Source organism: Methylobacterium ajmalii, assembly GCF_036448855.1.
Lineage (GTDB): Bacteria > Pseudomonadota > Alphaproteobacteria > Rhizobiales > Beijerinckiaceae > Methylobacterium > Methylobacterium ajmalii.
On record NZ_JAZFXT010000054.1, the window covers coordinates 1 to 17,637 of the forward strand.

Genomic DNA, 17,637 nt, shown 5'->3' on the forward strand with positions numbered 1-17,637 from the left:
GCACGTCCACCTGCCGCAGCTTGGCCACAACCTCTTCCGGTTTGTGCTTCTTCGTTCCCATCGCGTCCGTCCTCCGTCGGCTCAAAGCCATACTTCAGGGCGGACCACTCCGATGGGGGCTGACCAAAGGTAGAATGGCAGAGCACCAGTTCCAGCGAAGGATCCCGATCGCATGCGATCGGGGTGACGAGAGAGACTCTACTCGGAGGCGAACGGGGACCGGGCGGGCGAGCCGTCGATCCGGAGGACATCGAGACACGTCGGGAGGGACTGGAGGCGCCATGACACGCACCACCGACCTCGCCCCCGCACCTGCCCGGGTGCTGGCCTGCGTCGCGGGCGCGGCATCGGGGTTGAGGCGGGCGGCTCGCTGCATGCGAGCCCGACGGATCCGCTCCTCTGGCGCGCCGACGACCTCTCCTCCTGCCGACCTGGAGCGGCGCGACGTCATCGCCCGCGAGCTCCACGAGCACACCCGCAGGCGCATCCCGTCCTTCCCTCCTTGGGACGATCTGGATGCGAGCGATCCGTGGCACGCGGGGATGATCCGGATCGCCTACAAGCGGGCGCAGGTTTTCATGGCCCGGCAGGACTGAAGCGCAGACGGCCTTGACCTGACCGGTCTTTCGGGCCGAGTCGATCGAGGGGCCTGCGCGGCAGGATGGCGGCTCTCGACCGTCGGGCGGGCACGGGCAGCCGAACGGTCAGGCCCGGGGCGGTGGTGGGCACGGGCGGCCGGCAACCCGCCGACGATCGCGGCCCGACGCGGTGACGAGTCTTTCGCCATCGACCGCGACCGAGCGGCCTCGAGGAGCCCTCACGCCCGCGGCGCCACCGAGACGGCGGCGGGAGCGCGGGCCGCGCCCGGCACGACCGCTCCGGTGGCCGGCGACGGGGCCGTCGAGCCCGCCCGGCGCCGCAGGCGCAGCATGGGGCGCTCGATCGCCAGCCAGCTGATCGAGGACAGCAGCGCCGTCAACCCGACATAGACGACGACCCGGAGGATCGGGGCCTGCGCGAAGCCGTAGGTGGCGATCATCCCGGCCAGCCAGTGCCAGAGGTAGATCGAGTAGCTGAGGCGGCCGATGAGGACCGGAATCCTCCCCTCGAGCAGGCGGCGCAGGCGGGACGGGCCGACGAGGAGGGCGGGAACCGCGATCAGGAAGGCGAGCCCCTGGACCGTGTAGCGAAGGACCTCGCGGAAGGTCTCGTCGCGCACGAGGAAGCCCGCCGCGATCAGGCCGAGCGCCGCCGCCTGCGCGCCGCGGGCGTGCAGGAGCGGCAGGAACCGCCGCGTCTCGGTCTGGACGGCGAGCAGGGCGGCGAGCGCCCCGTAGGCGAGGGAGTCGAAGCGCGTATCGGTCGCGGCGTAGATGCGGATCTCCGGCACCATCCCGCATCCGGACCCGGGCAGCGGGCCGTGGCAGATCGCGTGGAGGACGGCGCGCCAGACCGGCTCGACGAGGCAGAGGAGCACCAGCAGCGCGGCGGCCGCCCGCCATCCGCCGGCCCGCAGCAGCGCGAACAGGGCGACCGGCCAGAGGAGGTAGAAGTGTTCCTCGACGGCGAGCGACCACAGGATGCTGAAGGGGTGGGCCACCGCCACGGCGCCGTGCGGGCCCGCGACCGCCAGGTCCGAGCGGTAGCCGGCGAGGATGTCGAAGTAGTTCGCCCCGTAGAGGAGGGCCGAGACCCATTCGGCGGCGCCGAGCGACCCGCCGAGGGCCAGGAAGACGAGGCCGGAGACGGCGACGAAGGCGAGCCCGGCCGGCAGCAGCCGCAGCATGCGCCGCAGGTAGAAGCCGCGGAAGTCGATCCGGCCGGTGCGGCGATGCTCCTCGGCCAGCTGGCCGGTCAGCAGGTAGCCGCTGATGAAGAAGAACAGGGTCACGCCGAACCCGCCGGGGACGAGGTGCGCGGGCGCCGCGTGCGAGGCCACGACGAGCAGCACGGCCACCGCCCGCAGCCCGTCGAGCGCCGGGATGTAGCGGGTGGGGCGCAGGGCCTCCCGGTCCCGCTCCGCCCGCGCGGCGTCGGCCCCGCTCATCGCCGCGTCTCCTGCGGCTCGCCCGGCGGAACGAAGACGCGGATGCGGTCGATCTCGAAGCGCGCCGGGAACGGCGTCGTCGCGTCGGGGCTGCCGGTCCAGGTGCCGCCCACCGCGAGGTTGACGAGGAGGAACATCGGCTGGTGCAGGTCGGCGGGCGTCGCCATCTCGAAGACCGGCGCGCCGTCGAAGGACCAGACGATGCTCTCGGCCGTCCAGGTCACCGCGTAGACGTGGAACGCCTGCGAGAGGTCGGGCACCGGCACCTTCCGCTGGACCTGCCGGTGGCTCCCGCCCTCGCCGGTATGCACCGTGACGTCCAGGGTGGTCAGGCGGTCGCCGTAGACCTCGAGCACGTCGATCTCCGGCGGCCATCCGCCCTTCTGGGCGAGCAGCCAGAAGGCCGGCCACAGGCCGCGCCCGGGCGGCATCCGGGCGCGGATCTCGGCGTAGCCGTAGCGGAACGCGAAGCTGCCGTGCGTCGTCAGCATGCCCGAGGCGTAGGGAAGGCCCTGGCTCGCGCGGCGCTCGGGGACGGAGAGCGGCCAGGCCCGGATCGCGAGCACGCCGTCGGCGACCGCGAACGGGGTCGCGCCGGCCAGGGGCGCCATCTCGTGATCCGGCCGCGGATCGACGTAGTATTCGAGCTCCCGGTTGCCGCGGTTGGTCCGCCAGCCGTCCGGATAGGCGAAGGCGAAGCGGCCCGGCGCCAGCACGGAGGTCCCGAGGTCGTCGAAACGCTCCTCGAAGGCGAGCCGCCAGCCGGATGGCGGGCCCGGCGGGTCCTCGGCCCGGGCCGGGGGCGGCGCGCCGGCGAGCAGCGCGAGCAGGGCGAGCGCGGCGGCCGCCGGATGCCGGGGCGATGGGCTCATGGCGCTGCGCCTTCCTGGGGAGGCCGGGGGGTGGGATGCGGCACCCGCCAGGCCGCGTCGCGCGCCAGGACGGCGAACACGACGAGGTTCTGCAGGGCCGGCATGATGAAGATCGGCGCCTCGCTCAGCCCGGAGACGACCATCAGCAGCGTCACCTGATCGCGGGTCGGGTCGGGCGAGCGCAGGAGCCGCCAGAGCAGGCCCGCCACGAAGCCGAGACCGGGCAGCGCGCCGAGGAAGCCGAGGCCGAGCACGAGCTGCACGCTCATGTTGTGGGTGTTGACGTGGCTGCCGTAGAAGGTCGTCGGCACGCTGTCGGCGATCAGCTGCTCGGTGCCGTTGTAGCCCCAGCCGAGGAGCGGGCGCTGCGCGATCAGGTCGGCGGCGACCGACCAGATCTCGGTCCGCCCGGTCAGCGTCGTCAGCTCACTGGCCGACCCGCTGCGGGTGAGGCCGCCGAAGAGCCCGTCGAGCCCCGTGCCGCCGCCGAGCGAGCCGGCCAGGAGGGCGAGCGCCGCCGCGACGCCGACCGGTATCGCCAGGGCGCGCAGGCGCCCGCGCTCGCGCAGCCCGACCAGCGCCCAGGCGAGCAGGCAGGCCAGCAGGGTGGTGCGGCTGTTCGAGAGCAGGATCGCGACGATCGCCACCACGAGGCAGGCGAGGACGGCGCCCCGGCTCAGATGCCGCTCGCGCCGGGCGCAGAGCGCGAGCGTCAGGAGGTAGCCGGCCTGCTGCGCGTAGACGTTGGGCTGGCCGGACAGGCCCTGGAAGCGCCATTGCGGCTCGCCGTGCGAGGGCGGGATCCAGCCGAGATCCGGCAGGAGGGTCCCGATCACGAGGCCGCCGCCGATGAGGGCGAACAGGCTGCCGGTCGTCACCCGGAGTGCCGTCCGTTCCGGGAGACGGACGGCGACGAGGCAGGCGAGGCCGAGATAGCCGACCAGGCCGATCCCGTTGACGAGGGTGTAGAGCGGTGCGAGCGACCAGGCGGCCGAGACCAGGGCGACGAGGACGTGCAGGCCCGTCAGCGCCAGCACGGGATCGCGCATCAGCCAGAGGAAGCGGCGGGCCTGGAGCAACGTCACGAGGGCGAGGAACAGCCACACCACCAGCTTGAGGAAGTTCTGCGGCGTCAGGCCGACCTCGCCCTCCTGCCGCTGGTCGAACGCGATGGTCAGGCCGGCGAGCACGACCACGAGCAGGATCGCGACGCCCGCGGGGCGCGCCGCCGCGGCCCCGGCGAGGACGATCGCCAGGACGGCGAGGACGGCGGCCAGCGCGGGCGCGGCGTAGACCACCGGTCCCAGCCGGGGCCCGAGGGCGACGCTGCCGGCCCATCCCGCTCCGACGAGCAGCGGGATCAGGACGGTGCTCCGGTCGAGGAGGGAGGCCGCGCGGCGCATCACCGGCCCCGCCCCGTCGCCGTCCCGCGCGGGGCGCAGGACGGCTGCCGGGACCGCGCTCCGGCACCTCGCCCCTGCGCCGCGCCAGCGGCGTTCCGGGACCCGGCGGCCGCCGCCCGGCGGACCGATGCGTCAGCGCGCGGCATCGGCGAGCGCTCCCGCCTTGGCGCCGACGACGAGCTGGTCGGGCCGGATCACGACCTCGATCACGTCGTCCGGCTGGATCTCGGTTCCCTCCTCGACGGCGAGGCGGACGGACCCGTCCGCGCCCTTGCGGTGGATCACGATGTCCGGGGCGCGGCCCGTGCCGCGCAGCTGCGCCTTGAGGGCACCGGTATAGAGCAGGCGCTCCCCGGCCGAACGCACCTGCGCGCGCTCCCGCTCCATCTCCACCACCGTCGCCTGGAGGTTCTGGAGAAGCGCGGAGCGGTGCTCGTCGACCGTGCGGTCGAGGCGGCGCTCCAGCTCGGCGAGCTCGCGGCGGGCCTGCGCCAGGCGCGAGGTCGCGTCGGTCTGCTGGCCCTTGAGCAGGGCCACCGCGCGCCGCTCCTCCTCCAGGCGGTAGGTCGGCGACAGGCCGCGGGCGGCGTTGCCCGCGGTCCGCTCGATCGACTGGACCTGCTGCTCCACGGTCGCCTGGCTCTCGCGCAGCGACCGTTCCAGGCCGGCCACCGACGTCTTCGTCTGGGCGACCAGCGCCTGGATCGCCTGGCGCTCCTTGCGGAAGTTGGCCGCCCGGGTGGCGAGGTCGCGGGTCTCGAGGCTGGCGATCTGATCGATGACCCGGGGATCGACCGGCGCCTGCCGCAAGACGGCGAGATCGACGGTGTCGCCCTCGTCGATCTCGGCCTGGAGGCTCAGGACCCGCGCCTTGCGACGGACGAACTCGACCCAGTGCGAATCGTACTGGCTCTGCATCTCGGGGGCCGCGAGAAGCGGGTTCTCGGCGCGGAAGCGGAGCGCATCGTAGCCGCCCGCCACCGCCACCGCGTGTCGCACCGTCATGCCGGGCCGGTAGGGCTGGGCGCCGGGGCGCGCGACGTCGCCGCTGATGTAGAACGGGCGGTGCTCGACGAGCTCCACCGTCACGTCCGGATTGCGCACGGTACCGCTGGCCTCGAGCCCGGTCGTCACCGCCTTGCGCAGATCCGCCAGGCTGAGGCCGGCGGCCTTCGCCTCCCCGAGGAAGGGCAGCGAGACGGTGCCGTCGATGTTGACGGTGACGCGGCGGCGGTAATCGGCCATGCCGAAGATCGCGACCTCGACGATGTCGCCGGTCCCGAGGCGATACTCGGCCAGGGCCCGGCCGCTCGCGAGCGGCAGCAGGGCTGCCCAGAGGCCGGCCGCGACCGCGATGCGGGGACCCGGGGACCGCGGCGCCCCGGCTTTGTCCGGGCTTTGCCCTCGACCCGCGCGGGGCCCGCCCGACGCCCCGGCGTCGGGCCGCCTGCCTGTGCTCATCGTGATGCCTCGCCGCTCGGGACCGGGATGGAGCCTGTCGCGCCGGGTGCCGCGCCGTGCAGCCAGAGGGCGGCCGCTAGCGCGAGGAGGCCGAGCAGCACCGCCTGGGTGGCGACGGCGCGCCGCGCGGCCTGCGGCGACAGGATGCCGGCGCGCCGGAAGATCCCGGCGAGGCCGACGAACAGGAACAGGCCGGTGGCCGCGCAGGCCAGGCCCTGGCCGGCGATGCCGGCGAGCGCGTCCCCGGCCGTCATCGCCGCGGCGAGGAGGACGAGCGTCGGCCCGAACACCCGCACCGCCTCGCGCAGCGGCGCGTCGGTCAGCACCAGGGCCATCGGGACGACCCAGGCGACGGCCCCCAGCGGCAGGCAGGCGAGGGCGAGCCAGACGGTCGCGCCCGCTGCCGCCTCGTAGCCGGGAAACAGCAGCGCGATCAGCGGTGCCGTGACGGGAATCGCCGCGAGCGCGCCGGCTGCCAGGACGAGGCTCACCCGCCGGAGCTCGCCCGCCAGGAGGTCGCTCCGTCCCTCCGGCGCACGGGCCATGGCGCCGAGGAGCTTGGGGTAGCGTACCTGCGCGACGGCGCCGACGATCGTCAGCCCGACCAGCGCGAGGTTCGCCCCGAAGGCGAAGAGGCCGAGCTGGTCGGGAGCCGACAGGAGCGCCGCGATCCACCGGTTGGCCGTGACGGCGACGAGCCAGAAGCCGTTGAAGACGAACAGCGGAAGGGCGGCCCGCACCATCGGGAGGACCACGGGGAGCCGCCAGGCGAGGGCATGACCGGGATGCGCGAAGGCGAGCGCGAGCAGCCCCGAGCAGAGCAGGAGGGCGGCAAAGCACCCGGTCACGCCGCCGATCAGCAGGCCGGCCAGCCGGGGCGCCGTGAGGCTGGCCTGCTGGAGCAGGGCGAGCAGGGCGAAATCCCAGTGCTGGCTGGTGGCCCGATAGAGCGAGGTCGGGGCGTGGGCGACCATGCCGAGCACGCCCGCGACCACCGCCAGGGCCGCATCCCCGGGCGCGAACCGTCCGCTCGCCACGGCGCCAGCGACGGCCAGCGGCGTGAGGATCACGATGGCCAGGAGGCCCAGGGCCCAGGAGGCCCGCAGCAGCGCGATCCCGCGGGCGGCCGCGACCCCGGCATCCGTCGCACCGGCCCGCGCCAGGTCCCGGTCGGCGAGCTGCGACAGGCCGAGATCGGCGCGCGCCGCGTACTGGAACAGCGTCCCGAGCAGGGCGAAGGACCCGAAGGCGACCGGATCGAGGAGCCGCGGCACGATCAGGGTGGTGGCCATGCTGAGCAGGCTGACGACGCAGACGCCGACCGCGTAGGCGGACGGGTGCGAGAGGAAGGAGAGGCCGATGTGTCGCCGCATGCTCCGGAGCACGGCGGACCGGGGCAGCTCGACGCAGTCGAGGTCCGCGCTCACCGGCTCGCTCCCCGCGGCAGGGCGCCGGGCATCGCCACGGGCTCGGCCGCGACGGCTTCCGGGAAGCCCGGGGGCGCCCGGAGATGACCGAGGGCGAGGAGCTGGGCGGAGGAGCGGTACGTGTCGCTGCCTTGATAATAGAAGCTCAGGTCGGGCCGGGCCTCGGCGATGGCGCAGTAGCGGGCGTACTCGGCCGCGCCGTCCCAGTGCTGGCCGCGCCGCGCCTCGACGACGGCACGGGCGTGGAAGTCGGAGAAGAACTTGAAGTGGAGCAGGGCGGCGGTCACGGGGGCGGGCCGGAACGGCGTCGTGGCGTGGTTGCCGGTCCAGTGCAGGCCCGGCCGCACCCTGAGGAGCGCGACCTTGCGCAGCTCCGGCGGCAGGGCCCGGCCCCAGGGCAGGCGCGAGAGGCCGAGCCGCTCGCCGAGCGGATGCAGGCGCAGCATCCGCCACGCCCGGCGTGCCAGCAGCCCGGCCGGGCCGACCTCCAGGAACTCTGGGTAGAACACCCGCAGGCGCGGGCCGCCGACATACGCGACCGGGGCGGTGCGCGATCCCAGGCGGCGGTGGCGCGCGTAGGTCCGGTCGAAATGCGGGCAGACGCTCAGGAAGGGCAGGCCGGCGGTGTAGTGCGCCTGCCGGACCGGCCCGTGGCTGTACATGTCGAGCATCAGCGTCTCGACGCCCTCGCTCCCCATCGCATCGAGCAGCGCGCAGAACCGGGGCAGCCGCAGGGTCTCGCAGAACGGGTAGACCAGGAGTTCGTCGGCATCGACGAACAGGCACCAGCTGCCGACCGTCAGCAGGGCCAGGAGCGCGTTGATCCAGTCCATGCCGCAGCCGGCCTCGCGAAAGCTGTCCTGCGTCGCGAAGACGTGGCAGTCGGGCTGGGCGAGCAGCCAGTCGCGACCGCCGTCGGTGGAGCCGTTGTCGACGACGAAGAACCGGTCGACCCCGAGCTTGCGGTGATGCTCGAAGACGTGGGGCAGCCGGATCGCCTCGTTGCGCACGACCATCAGGGCGGAGACGGCCGAGCGGGCCGGCGAGATCGGATTTCGGTCGAGGCGCGTGAGCGGCATGGCGATCCTCTGGGCGGCGGATGGAGACGGGGCGGCACTCAGAGTTCGAGGAAGCGGCGGCCCCATCCCAGGAGCAGGCGCCCGTTCAGCGCCGCGCCCGCCAGGCAGGCGGCCAGCAGGGTCCCGAGAGCGTAGAGCGGCAGGCTGGGGAAGGCGGCCGCCCGCGGCATCTCGGGGCGCGACACCACCTCGACGTCGGTGCGCTGCGCCCCGCCGCTGGCGGTCTGCCCCTTCAGCCGGGTGAGGGCGTCGGACAGCGCCGTGCGGTCGTTGGCGGCCTCCTGCTGCAGGCGCTCCAGCACCATCGTGGCCTTCTGCCGCTCGGTCAGCGCGGCGCGGATGGCGCGGATCTGCGCCTGGAGCGCGGCCTCGCGCCGGCTCCAGTTCTCGCCCTCGGCGGTGGCGCTGCGGACGATGCGGCTCGACTCGGCGGCGATCTGCTCGGTGATGGCCCGCTGCTCGGGCGACATCACCACCGTCCGGCCGAGGGCCGCGCTGAGGCTCTGCTTGAGCGCCTGGATCGTGGTGGAAGCGAGCACCTCCGGCGCGCCGTCGAGGCCGTTCGACGCCTGCAGCGTCGCCAGCGTGGCGGCCCGCGTCGTCAGCTCGATCGACCGCGCCTTGGCGAGCGCCGCCTCCTGGCTGAGGGTGACGAGCTGCGCGTCCAGCGAGATCTGGTCGCCGCGATCGACGAGGCCGGAGCGCGCCATGAAGTCCTCGACGGCCTGCGCGCTGTCCTGCTCCTTGGAGCGCAGCAGGGCGACGCGCAGCTCGAGCCACTGGAACAGCGACTCGGCCGCCTGGCGCTTGCGCGTGACCTGATCGTCCAGGTACGCCGACACCAGCGTCTGCGCGACGGCGTGGGCCTTGGCCGGGTCCGCGGACCAGAAGCCGACCCGCACCGTGTAGGAGCGCCGGTCGCGCGCGACGACGAGGTGACGCCGGACCCGCTCCCTCAGGTCGGCCTGCGTCGGCGCCACCGGGCCGGGCGTCCAGCCGGCCCGGCGGGCGAGGTCCGCGAGCAGGGACGGGGTGGCGAATTCCGGATCGGCGGCGACGGCGTGGCGCTCGATGACGGCGTCGATCACCGAGGTCGCCGAGACGAGGTCCATCTCGGACTGCACGGCGTTGTCGTCGAGCGGCTGGCGCATGGCGAGCGCCGAGTCGGACTGCCCCTCCCGGTCGGTCGGGCGCAGGATGACGCTGCCGATCGCCTCGAAGCGGCGCGGCAGGACGGGCCAGGCCGCCACCGCCACGCACAGGACGAGGAAGAAGCCGGTCACGAAGCGCCGCAGGACGGCGGCGTCGACGTGCGCCTCGCGCCTCAGCAGGTCGCCCGGCATGAAGCGGATGGTCTGCCCGACCGGCGGGAGGCGGCGCGATGTCAGATCGTCCACGGGGATGGCCTCTTCCTATCGGGTCGACGCGGGAGCGGTCAGGTCCGCGCCAGGGCGTAGAGCCTGTTGCGCAGCCCGCCCGAGATCAGCCGGAACACCGTGTAGAGCGTGGTGATCACGAGGAACTGCCGGGTGTCGAGGAAGCCGGCGCGCCGGCAGTCGAGCCGGAACCGGACCTCGTTGAGGGCGTAGCGCAGCCCGCCGCGGCGGCGGCGCTGGTCGAGGCTGGCCCGGATGTGCACCAGCACCTTCGGGATGACCCGGAAGCGGGCTCCGCGCAGGGCGAGGCGCACGAACAGGTCGTAATCCTCCAACAGGCCGTACTTGGCCCGGTAGCCGCCGACCGCGCGCAGGGAGTCCGTGCGCACGAAGATCGTCGAGTGCTGGATGACGTTGCGCCACCGCAGCGCGGCGATCAGCGCCTCGTGCGTCACCGGGGCGACCTTGAGGCGCACGGGCCCGCCGCCGTCGAAGAACTCGTCGTTCCACGAGCAGAGGAAGTCGCTGTCCGGCGTCTGCATCGCGCAGCGGGTCTGCAATTCGATCCGGTCGGGCAGGCAGAGGTCGTCGCTGTCCATCCGGGCCGTGTAGTGGCCGGTGCAGCGCGCGAGCCCGGCATTGAGGGCGTGGGCGAGGCCGACGTTGTCGGGCAGGCGGAGGACGTCGAGCCGGGCGGCGTGAGGGCCGGCCGCGTGGCGGGCGACGACCGCCTCCTGGTCGTCGCCGACCGGCCCGTCGAGGACGAGCACCACCTGGTCGGGCAGCACGGTCTGCGCCCAGAGGCTGTCCAGCGAGGCCTCGAGATTGGCCGCGGTCTCGCGGGCGTAGGTGGACATCAGCACGCTGACGCTGGGTCGCCCCGGCAGGGCGGCGGGGAGGGGAGCCGGCATGACGGGCCCCCTCACTTGGCGCCGCAGCGGCGCAGCACCGCCCGCGGCGTGGCGAGAAGGATCCAGAGGTCGAGGCGCAGGCTCCAGCCCTCGATATAGACCCGGTCGAGGGCGACGCGGCTGTCGTAGCCGAGGTCGTTGCGCCCGCTGACCTGCCACAGGCCGGTCATGCCCGGCACGACGCCGGTATAGAGGCGGGCGACCGGTCCGTACCGCGTCAATTCCGGGCGCGTCACCGGCCGAGGCCCCACCAGGCTCATCTCCCCCCGCAGCACGTTCACGAGCTGCGGCAGCTCGTCGAGGCTCCACCGCCGCAGGACGGCGCCGATCGGCGTCACGCGCGGATCGCGGTCGAGCTTCTGGCTCAGGCGCCACTCGTCGTGGGCGTGCGGATGGTAGGAGAGGTACTCGGTGAGGCACTCCGCGGCGCCGGGGATCATGGTGCGGAACTTGAGGCAGTCGAAGCTGCGTCCCCCCTGGCCGATGCGGCGGTGGCCGTAGAAGACGCTGCCGCCGTCGAGCGAGACCAGCGCCGCGATCACGAGGAAGAACGGCGAGAGCAGGACGAGCAGGCAGGCCGCGCCGCAGGCGTCGAGCGCCCGCTTCGCTCCTTGGGCGAGCTGATGGGCGGTCGGGCTCGCCGGCGGGCCGATCAGGCCGACTGGCGCTGGACTCCCGAGGAGGTCCGCCTCGGTTATCCGATGGCGATCGATCTTCGTGCGTGCCGATTGCTCGTTCATCCGATGTCCTCCCGGTATCCGGAGAGGTCAGGGAGCGCCCGCCGCCGAAGGAATGCGGACACCCGGTCGTACGGCGCGGGGAGGGGGCGGCCGGCGAAGCCGCCGCGCTCGGTCCACGCTTGGCACTGTACAGAACGTTCCCGCGAATTGCCGAAGACCGATTCAGATCTTCTTAAGGGATTTCCTGTATTCCGGCCCCTGACGCATGCCGATGGCGCCAATAGGGCCAGGATGGCGGCAATTCGCAATCTATGCTGAAGCGGTAGTTCGGGCGTGCACGGCGTCGCGCCGCGAAGGCGGGCGATGCCTAGCCGGATGTCCGATTCCGACAGGTCGCGCGCCGGACCCTGCTCCCCTTCGCTCGGGCGACGAGGCGAGCGACGGCCCTTCCGTTCCGGGCCGCGTTCGAGCTGGAAACCGAAGGGCCCGCCCCGTTCCCGGCCTCATCCCGAAGGATTAGTCGATCGGCGATCGACCGCCCGCGACCGGGTGGGTCGGGCGGCGCCCGGCCTGCCGGGGCGTCCTGCCTCGAGGGCCGCCCCCTCCGGTGGAGCGCGATCGCCGATCCCCGGCCCGTCGCCGCCCCGGACGGGGGCGCCCATGACGCGTCCACCGCGATCTCGGCATCCCCCGGATAGGACGAAGCCCCGGGCCCGCCCGGTCCGCCAAGCCCGGTGCCGGCCCGGCGCGGTGTTCCGCGCCGGGCCTCGTCCGCCTGTGCGCGCGCTCAGGCGAACATCCAGTCCCCGTGATGCAGCTGCGAGGGCAGGACGTGGTCGATCGTGGTCAGCGGGACGGGACCGCTGCCCCCGGCGTCGAAGGCGACGTCGGTCCCCCCGGCACCGTTCTGCGTCAGCGTCAGGTGGTGGTCGGCGAGCGGGTCGGTGCCCGCATAGCCGGTCGCCTTGAGCAGGTTGCGCAGGTCGAGCGTGTCGGTGCCGGGCTGGAAGTCGGTGACGTGGCCGGCCTGCCACGGCAACTCATCGAAGCGGAAGCTGTCCGCCCCCGTGCCCCCGGTCAGGGTCGCCGGCCCGTGCTTGGCCACCAGCGTATCTTCGCCGGCCCCGCCGAACAGGTGGGCCTCGTTCCAGGCCGAGGCCAGGAGGATGTTGTTGCCGGCATTGCCGGTGCCGGTCTGCGGTCCGCTGCCGTTGAGCTGCAGGTTCTCGACGTGGTCCGGCAGGGTGTAGCTCGACAGGGTGGTGCGCACGAGGTCGACGCCGCCATTCGCCGCCTCGGACACCTTGGTCGCGGGATTGGCGACCATGTAGGTGTCGTCGCCCGATCCGCCCGCCATCGAGGCGGTGCCCCAGCTGCCGACGAGCAGGTCGTTGCCGGCCCCGCCGGCCAGGGCCGGTCCCGCCGACGCGGTGACGGTGTGGGTGGGATCGGCCGTCCAGGGAAGGTCGGCATGCACCGGGGACGCGGCCTGCCCGGTCGCCGCCGGGGTCGCGGCCGGATCGGCGGCCGACGATGGCGCGAGCGCCGCCGTGGCGGTGGCCTGGGACGCGGAGCCGGTCGTGTCGGCCGGCGGAGGCGTGCCGCCGCCGGGCATCTCGGAATAGGCCCGGATGTAGTCGATCAGCATGTGGTTCGTGCTGCCGTCGGGCTGCCCGGCCCACTGGCCGCCCGCCGCGAGGTTGGCCAGCATGTACATCGGCTGGTGCATGTCCGCCGGGGTCGGCGCCTCGTAGACCTGCTTGCCGTCGAGGTACCAGGTGATCGTGTCCGGCTGCCAGTCGACGCCGTAGGTGTGCATGCCCCCGCTCGACAGCCCCGACACCTCGGTCGCCTTGTTCACGAACTGATGCCCGTTCTGGTCCCAATGCACGCTGGTCACGAGCGAGTTCGGCGAGGAGCCCACGACCTCCATGACGTCGAGCTCGGGCGGCCACGCACCGCCCTCCTGCAGCAGCCAGAAGGCCGGCCACATGCCCTGGCCGGCCGGAATGTCGGCCCGCATCTCGAAGTAGCCGTAGGCCTAGCTGAAAGACTTCTCCGAGTTCACCATCCCGGAGGTGAAGTGGTAGCCGTTGATCAGCGACTGGGTCGCGGCGTCGGCGGGGGCCTCCTTGATGTCCAGGACGCCGTCGTGGACCGTGTAGGTCTGGAGATTGGCGGTCGGGGCGTAATCGGCGTTGATGTACCATTCCGCTTCGCCCTGGGAGGTGTTGGTGCTGCCGTTGGCGGCGCCCCAGGGATAACCTGTCCCCCACTTGGCCGTGTCGAGCGCCTGACCGCGGAACTCGTCCGAGAAGGTCAGCGTGGCAGTGCCGGCGAGGTTGTTGGGATCAATGGCCATGAATGTCCTCATGCGGCCTCGTTCCCGGCGGGACGCCGAGGCCGGATCGTACGTTTGGGAAGAGCTCCGGAAGCCGGCGAGGACAGCGGAGACAGGTCTCGGTCGTCCAAGTCACGATCAAGTCTCGATCAAGTCGGTCTTGATCGAATGAGTCTTGGCCGTGCCGAGCCTGGCCGCAGCGGCTGGTCCTGGTTTTGCCGGTCGCTGCCGGCCGCGCCCGTTCCGGCGCCGTCGCGTCGAAGGCCGGCCGGGGCGGATGGTCCGGAGCACGCGGTGTAGAGATCGGCGGCGCGATCCGCAGCGGATCGCCGTGTCGGGAACCGGGTGTCAGGCGAGCGGCATGGGCACCTCCTCTGTTCGTGGCGGGAATGCCGCGCGCCCGCCAGGGCGTGGTCGCGCGGAAAGGGGTGCGGTCACTTCTCCCGGAAGGCCCGGGCGACCTGATCGGCGAACGGCTTGGTGACGTAGCTGAGGACGGTGCGGGCCTGCGTCTGGACGAAGACCTCCACCGGCATGCCGGGCGCGACCTTCACGTCGCCCAGCCGCGCGAGCTGGTCGTCCTGCACCGCCACCCGCGTCGTGTAGTAGGCCTGCCCCGTCTTCGGATCGGTCGTGACGTCGGCCGAGATCATCGCCACGCTGCCCTCGATCTCGGGCGTCGTGCGCTGGTTGAGGGCCGAGAAGCGCAGGATCGCCCGTTGGCCCGGGTGGGTCTGGTCGCGATCCTGGGGCGGCAGGCGCGCCTCGACGGCGAGGCGGTCCTGCGCGGGGACGACCCGCATCAGGGTCTCGCCCGCCGCGACGACGCCGCCGACGGTGTGGACGGCGAGCTGATCGACGACGCCGTCCTGGGGCGCGCGGATCTCGACCCGGCTCAGCTGGTCCTGCGCGGAGACCTTCCGCTCGACCAGTTCGGCGACGCGGTTCCAGATCTCGCTGAGGTCCTGGCCGACCTTGGTGCGCATGTCCTGGTCGAGCTGGATCAGCTGCAGCCGCGTCTCGCTGATCCGCCCGCGGGTCTGCGCCACCTCGGAGACGAGGGCGCCGCGCTCGCCGCGGATGCGCACGAGGTCGCGTTCCAGGGCCGTCACCCGCTGGATCGGGATCAGCTTCTTCTCCCAGAGCTCGCGCACGCCCCTGATCTCGCCCTCGATCAGCTCGACCTCGCGGGCCTTGGCCTCGATCTGCTCGGAGAGGCCTTTGACCTGCTCCTGCGACTGCGCGATCCGCTCGGCGAGCTGCGCCTTCTGGCCGTCGAGGGCCGCGCGACGGATCGCGAGCAGGCTCTCCTCCCCCTCCATCACCCGGCCCGCCTCCGCCTTCCGGGCGAGGAGCTCGGCCGGGAAGGTGATCGCCGTCGCGTCCGCCTGCTCGGCCTGGAGCCGGGCGCGGCGCGCCAGGGCCTCGTCGAGGGCGTTCGACACGATGGCGAAGTTCGCCTGGAGCAGGGTCGCGTCGAGGCGCACGAGCACGTCCCCCGCCCGCACGGCGCTGCCGTCTCGCACGCGCAGCTCGCCGACGACGCCGCCCGACGGGTGCTGGACCTTCTTGACCTGCGACTCGACGACGAGGAGGCCCGAGGTGACGACTGCGCCCGAGAACTCGACCCGCGTCGCCCACACACCGACGCCGAGGACGAGGGCCGCGAGGCTCGCCGAGGCCGCGACGAGCTGCCCGCGCAGCCGCCGCGCCGTGGCCGTGCTCATGGCATCCAGGGCCGCCGGACCGGACCCGGCCGGGGAGGGGGACGGCGTTGCAAGACCGATCACGAGACGGCTCCCGCGGTTTGCGCGCGGGGCGCGGAGGAAGCCTGCGGGGAGGCGGGGGCTTGCACGGCGGCGGGGACTTGCTTGGCAGCGGGGACTTGCGCGGCCGCTCGGCCGCCCGCGGGCGGCACCGCCTTGAGGGTGTGGGCGAAGACCGCTTCCTTCGGCCCCACGGTCAGCATCCGCCCCTCGCCCATCACGAGCACCCGGTCGACGGCGGCCAGGGCGCTCGGACGGTGCGCGACGACGACGACGATCCCGCCGCGGCGGCGCACCGTCATCAGCGCGTCGGTGAGCGCCTGCTCGCCCTCGCCGTCGAGGTTCGAGTTCGGCTCGTCGAGGACCACCAGGAACGGGTTGCCGAACAGGGCGCGGGCGAGCGCGATGCGCTGGCGCTGCCCCGCCGAGAGGTCGGTGCCGCACTCGCCGATCCGGGTCTGGTAGCCGGCGGGCAGGGCCTGGATCATCGCGTGGACGTTGGCGGCGCGCGCCGCCGCGATGATCGCCTCGGCGCCGGCATCGGGGCGGAAACGGGCGATGTTGGCGGCCACGGTCCCCGGCAGAAGCTCGGATTCCTGGGGCATGTAGCCGATGTGCCGGCCGAGCGCGTCCGGGTCCCAGTCGCCGAGCGCCGATCCGTCGAGGCGCACCGTCCCGCGCACCGGGGCCCAGATCCCGACGAGCAGGCGGGCGAGGCTGGACTTGCCCGAGGCGCTGGCGCCGACGATGCCGAGGCCCTGGCCGCTCTCGAGGGTGAAGCGGATGTCGGCCGCCGTCAGCCGCGCCGCGCCGGGCGGGGCCACGCTGGCGTTCTCGACGCTCAGGATCGCCCGCGGCGCCGGCAGCGCCATCCGCGGCGGCGCCTCGGGGGCCGCGAGCAGGGCCGTCAGGCGCCGGGCGCTCTGGCGGGCGAGGGCGAAGCCCTTCCAGTGCCCGATCGCCTGATCCACGGGGGCGAGGGCGCGGGTGGCCAGGATCGAGCTCGCCACGATCACGCCGCCGGTGGCGTCCTGGCGCAGCACCAGGCAGGCCCCGAGGCCGAGGACGAGCGACTGGATCAGCATCCGCAGGACCCGCGACAGCGCCCCGAGGCCCGCCGTCGTCGCTGCGACGCGCTCCTGATGGCGGCTGTAGGGCCGGCTGGCCCGATCCCAGACCCGGGTCAGCTCCGGCAGCATCCCCATCGCCCGGACGGCCTCCGCGTTCCGGCTGAGGCAGGCGACGACGTGCAGGCGGGCGCCGCCCGCCGCCACGGCCTCTCGCGTCGGCCCGCGCACCGCGGCCTCCGCAACCAGCGTCAGCCCGACCATCAGGAGGGCGCCGACGAGCACCGCCGCCCCGATCCAGACGTGGAACAGGAAGCACAGGGCGAGATAGACCGGCAGCCACGGCAGGTCGAAGAACACGGCGGGACCGCCCCCCGTCAGGAAGGCGCGGACCTGATCGAGGTCGCGCACCAGCTGCGCGCCGTCGCTGCCGAGGGAGGCCTCGCCCGGCCGCAGGAGGGTGGCCCGAAAGGTCCGCTCGCTCAGCGCCTCGTCCACATGCGCGCCGACCGTTAGCAGGAGCCGGCCGCGGATGAGGTCGAACAGGCCGTGGAAGGCGTAGAGCAGGACGATCAGGGCGGTGAGGCCGGCCAGCGTCGCGAGGCTGTGGCTCGGCAGCACCCGGTCGTAGACCTCCAGCATGTAGAACGAGCCGCTCAGCGCCAGCAGGTTCAGCATGCCGCTCAGGAGGCCGACGACGAGGAGCGCGGTGCGGCAGGGTCGGATCACCTCGACGAGCGCATTGCCGTTCGCCCGGTGCAGTCCCCGGCCGATCAGGTCGAAGGCCATGGCGACACGATCGGATATTCTGTCTCTATTTAGATGTATCGCCATCGTTTCCGTCGGCCTCCGTTCTCACAAAAAGACGATATTATGCCAATTTATATTCTTTATTAACCATATTTCACATTATTAACTTCTGATCGAAAGATGGCGTGGCTTGGGCTCCGTCGAGGGCCGGGTCGGGATTTCTCGCCAAAGTTCCGGGAATAGCGGCCAAGCTGGCCGGTCCCGCCGCGCCGGGCCGCTGGCCCCCGCCGTCCCCCCTTCGGGACCCGGCGATAGCGCGAAGGTCGTAGACGGCTTTGGCGATTGCGCGGATGCGGTCGGGACATCGATCATGCGGCGGTGAGGTCGGCCGTGCCCCGCACGCCGCCGGCGCCGCCTTTGCCGGCGCGAGGATGGCGCGGCCTTTCCGCGCCGGCGA

Annotated in this window: 13 protein-coding genes and 1 pseudogene; 1 reads left to right on the forward strand and 13 read right to left on the reverse strand. The window is 73.1% G+C overall.

Going from position 1 to position 17,637, the window contains the following annotated elements:
- Nucleotides 1-281 precede the first annotated feature (281 nt).
- On the forward strand, nucleotides 282-596 hold the full coding sequence (locus tag V3T34_RS22315; RefSeq protein WP_060849062.1) for a hypothetical protein: 315 nt from the start codon (nucleotides 282-284) through the stop codon (nucleotides 594-596).
- Between the two features lie 221 nt (nucleotides 597-817).
- Here V3T34_RS22315 and V3T34_RS22320 read toward each other — a convergent pair whose 3' ends face one another.
- From V3T34_RS22320 to V3T34_RS22380, 13 genes and pseudogenes are all read right to left on the reverse strand, one after another.
- The gene (locus V3T34_RS22320) at nucleotides 818-2,047 is read right to left on the reverse strand and encodes an acyltransferase family protein (protein WP_305078672.1); all 1,230 of its coding nucleotides are present in this window, start codon (nucleotides 2,045-2,047) and stop codon (nucleotides 818-820) included.
- A complete protein-coding gene (locus V3T34_RS22325) occupies nucleotides 2,044-2,919 on the reverse strand; it encodes a glycoside hydrolase family 16 protein (RefSeq protein ID WP_091884854.1) in 876 nt (291 codons plus the stop codon). The genes V3T34_RS22320 and V3T34_RS22325 overlap by 4 nt, the downstream gene beginning before the upstream one ends.
- The gene (locus V3T34_RS22330; protein ID WP_305078673.1) at nucleotides 2,916-4,322 is read right to left on the reverse strand and encodes an O-antigen ligase family protein; all 1,407 of its coding nucleotides are present in this window, start codon (nucleotides 4,320-4,322) and stop codon (nucleotides 2,916-2,918) included. The genes V3T34_RS22325 and V3T34_RS22330 overlap by 4 nt, the downstream gene beginning before the upstream one ends.
- Nucleotides 4,323-4,454: 132 nt before the next feature.
- Nucleotides 4,455-5,783, reverse strand: coding sequence for a polysaccharide biosynthesis/export family protein (locus V3T34_RS22335; protein WP_305078674.1), 1,329 nt, complete (start codon nucleotides 5,781-5,783; stop codon nucleotides 4,455-4,457).
- Entirely contained in the window at nucleotides 5,780-7,210 is a 1,431-nt protein-coding gene (locus V3T34_RS22340; RefSeq protein WP_305078675.1) for a lipopolysaccharide biosynthesis protein, read from the reverse strand. Before V3T34_RS22340 ends, V3T34_RS22335 begins: the two co-directional genes overlap by 4 nt.
- Nucleotides 7,207-8,289: a glycosyltransferase family 2 protein gene (locus V3T34_RS22345; protein ID WP_305078676.1), complete on the reverse strand. Its 1,083-nt coding sequence runs from the start codon at nucleotides 8,287-8,289 to the stop codon at nucleotides 7,207-7,209. Before V3T34_RS22345 ends, V3T34_RS22340 begins: the two co-directional genes overlap by 4 nt.
- 38 nt (nucleotides 8,290-8,327) lie before the next feature.
- The gene (locus V3T34_RS22350; RefSeq protein ID WP_305078677.1) at nucleotides 8,328-9,686 is read right to left on the reverse strand and encodes a GumC family protein; all 1,359 of its coding nucleotides are present in this window, start codon (nucleotides 9,684-9,686) and stop codon (nucleotides 8,328-8,330) included.
- Between the two features lie 38 nt (nucleotides 9,687-9,724).
- Nucleotides 9,725-10,576, reverse strand: a complete 852-nt coding sequence (locus V3T34_RS22355; protein ID WP_305078678.1) for a glycosyltransferase — start codon at nucleotides 10,574-10,576, stop codon at nucleotides 9,725-9,727.
- An 11-nt stretch (nucleotides 10,577-10,587) separates the two neighbouring features.
- The gene (locus V3T34_RS22360; protein WP_305078679.1) at nucleotides 10,588-11,316 is read right to left on the reverse strand and encodes a sugar transferase; all 729 of its coding nucleotides are present in this window, start codon (nucleotides 11,314-11,316) and stop codon (nucleotides 10,588-10,590) included.
- A 727-nt stretch (nucleotides 11,317-12,043) separates the two neighbouring features.
- Nucleotides 12,044-13,282: pseudogene (locus V3T34_RS22365) on the reverse strand (glycoside hydrolase family 16 protein); the annotation flags it as partial.
- A 15-nt stretch (nucleotides 13,283-13,297) separates the two neighbouring features.
- A complete protein-coding gene (locus V3T34_RS22370) occupies nucleotides 13,298-13,618 on the reverse strand; it encodes a hypothetical protein (RefSeq protein ID WP_305078680.1) in 321 nt (106 codons plus the stop codon).
- Between the two features lie 413 nt (nucleotides 13,619-14,031).
- Nucleotides 14,032-15,324 (reverse strand): HlyD family type I secretion periplasmic adaptor subunit, encoded by a 1,293-nt coding sequence (locus V3T34_RS22375; protein ID WP_305078681.1) that lies wholly within the window; start codon nucleotides 15,322-15,324, stop codon nucleotides 14,032-14,034.
- A gap of 59 nt (nucleotides 15,325-15,383) precedes the next feature.
- On the reverse strand, nucleotides 15,384-17,219 hold the full coding sequence (locus V3T34_RS22380) for a type I secretion system permease/ATPase (RefSeq protein ID WP_305078682.1): 1,836 nt from the start codon (nucleotides 17,217-17,219) through the stop codon (nucleotides 15,384-15,386).
- Nucleotides 17,220-17,637 lie beyond the last annotated feature (418 nt).